Consider the following 2,381-nt stretch of genomic DNA (forward strand, 5'->3'; position numbering starts at 1 on the left):
GGAGGCCGCCGACCTCATCCGCCGCGGCGTCATGGGCATGATCGACCCGGACCTGGCGGTCGGCGCGGCGGTCGCCGTCCTCCACGAGCTGCCCGGCCGGGCGCGCGGCGTGGCGCTGGAGGCGCTGTCCGACCTGACCCTCGCCGTCCCGGTGGGCGTCGCCCGGCCCGGTGGCGCCGCCCCGCAGCCCCTGCTGGAGCGCGATGATGACGGCGTCGTCGCGCCGGCTTGCCCGGAGCCGCCCGACAACGAGCCCGCTCTCGACGACGACGGCCCCGCCGCCGAGCCTTCTGCCGCGCTGGAGGCCGGGCAGCCGCCCGCCGACGACGCGTCCGCTACCGGGTCGCCCGCCGAGGCCCCGGACGCCGCCGGGCCCTCGGGCTCGCCGGAGCCCGCCCCGGACGCCGTCGAGGACTGGAAGAGGAGCCTGCTCGACCTGTCTCGGCGCAACCCCCTCATCAGCCTTTCCGCGCGCGATACCGTCAAGCTGTGGGTACCGCCCGATCTCATCGGCCGGCTCGAGGACATCGTCAACGCCGGGGACCTGGTAGCCCTGCGCCCGGACCCGTACGGCGCCCCGAACCGCGCGTCTGCGAGCGCCGATGAGCGGGCCGCGCTGCTGACCGAGGAGCAGACGGTCTACGTCAACCTCTCCGGCAAGGAGTGCGGGCGACGCCTGCAGACCATGGCCGCCTCCGCCCGCACGGCCCTGGCGGAGACCGGGGCGAACAACCTCTACCTGACCATCGGCTCCCTCACGTGGCGCATTGACGGCGTCCAGGTGCGCTCCCCGCTCATTCTCATCCCCGTCAACCTGGCGCAGGAGGACGGACCCTATGTGATCAGCCTGGACGAGGCCGGGGCCTCGACCCCCAACCACTCCCTGCTGGCCCGCTTCAAGGCGAGTACCGGCATCGACCTGGTCGAGCTGCGCGAACCGGTGCACGACGAGCACGGCATCGACGTCAAGGCCACCCTGGAGAGGGTGCGACGCCGGCTGCGCAGAGCGGGCCGTCGCGACACCGTCGAGCGGACCGTTCACCTGGGGCTGTTCGGGTACTCCACCTACCGCATGTGGCAGGACCTGGAGAAGGACTGGCGGACCATCGTCTCCAACCCGCTGGTCGGCCACCTCCTGGAGACCCCGAGCGGGGTCCCGGCGGCGTTTCCGGATCCGGCGGGCCCGGCGAGCGGCGCGGACGGTGAACCGGCGGAGGACGTCGACGAGGTCGTCGAGAGCCTGCCGCTGGACGCCGACTCCGACCAGGCGCGGGTGGTCGCCGACGCCGCGGCCGGGCGCAGCCTCGTGGTCGAGGGGCCGCCCGGGACCGGCAAGTCCCAGACTGTCGCGAACCTCATCTTCCGGGCCCTGGCACGAGGGCGGACTGTCATGTTCGCGGCGGAGAAGGCATCGGCGCTCGACGTCGTCGCCCGCCGCCTGCGAGAGGAGGCGGGCATCGGGGGCCTGCTGCTCAACCTCCACGACAATGGCATGAGGCCCGCCGCGGTCTACGAGGCGCTGCGGTGCGCGCTTGATCTGCGGGCGCCCGGGCCCGACGCGGCCGCCGAGGCGGACGAGCTGCGAGAACGGCTGGGCCGGCTGCGCGAGCGCCTGGGGGAGTACCGCGAGGGACTGCACGACCCGCGGGACGGCTTCTCCTACTACCGGGCGTGCCAGGAGCTCATTGAGGCACGCGACGCCGAGACCGACGACAACGGGACGGCGCAGACGCGCGACGCCGAGAGCGACCAGGGCGAGGTCGAGCGGGCCCGCTCCGCCTTCGAGGCCCGGGCCCGCGAGACGGGTCTGGACGCTTTCGACCCGGCCGTCCACGCCCGGCTGCTCGCGGACTACCGGCGCACCCAGGAGCGGCTGCGCAAGGCCCTGACCCCCGAGCTGCTGGGCAGCGTCCTGGCCCGCCGCGACCGGATTCTGCGCGAGGCCGGCCCGCGCGCCGAGGAGCTGCGACGCGAGGTCCGCCGTCGCCGAGGGACCATGAATGTCCGGGAGCTGATCAGCTCCTACTGGGACCTCGTGGTGGCCATCACCCCGTGCATCCTGGTCTCCCCGGACTCGGTGGCCCGTTTCTTCCCGTCCGACCGCCGCTACGTGGACGTCGTCGTGTTCGACGAGGCCTCCCAGATCACGGTGGCCGGGGCCGTGGGGGCCATGGGGCGGGGGCGGTCGGTGGTCGTCGTCGGGGACCCCAAGCAGATGCCGCCGGCCACTGCTCCCGGCACGACCCGGGGCGGCGGCGACCTGGAGGGCGCGGGCCGCCGCGAGAACGGCTCGATCCTGGACCGCTGCCTGAGCGGCGGCGTGCCGAGCCGCCGCCTGACCTGGCACTACCGCAGCCGGGTGGAGTCGCTGATCGCCTTCT

The 2,381-nt window shown here is 74.1% G+C and carries 1 protein-coding gene; it reads left to right on the forward strand.

All coding sequences use genetic code 11. The features are described from left to right. The coding region (locus tag O145_RS15150) for a DUF4011 domain-containing protein (protein ID WP_324252512.1) at positions 1-2,381 on the forward strand (2,381 nt) is incomplete at both ends.

It is taken from the genome of Actinomyces israelii DSM 43320, from assembly GCF_000711965.1.
Lineage (GTDB): Bacteria > Actinomycetota > Actinomycetes > Actinomycetales > Actinomycetaceae > Actinomyces > Actinomyces israelii.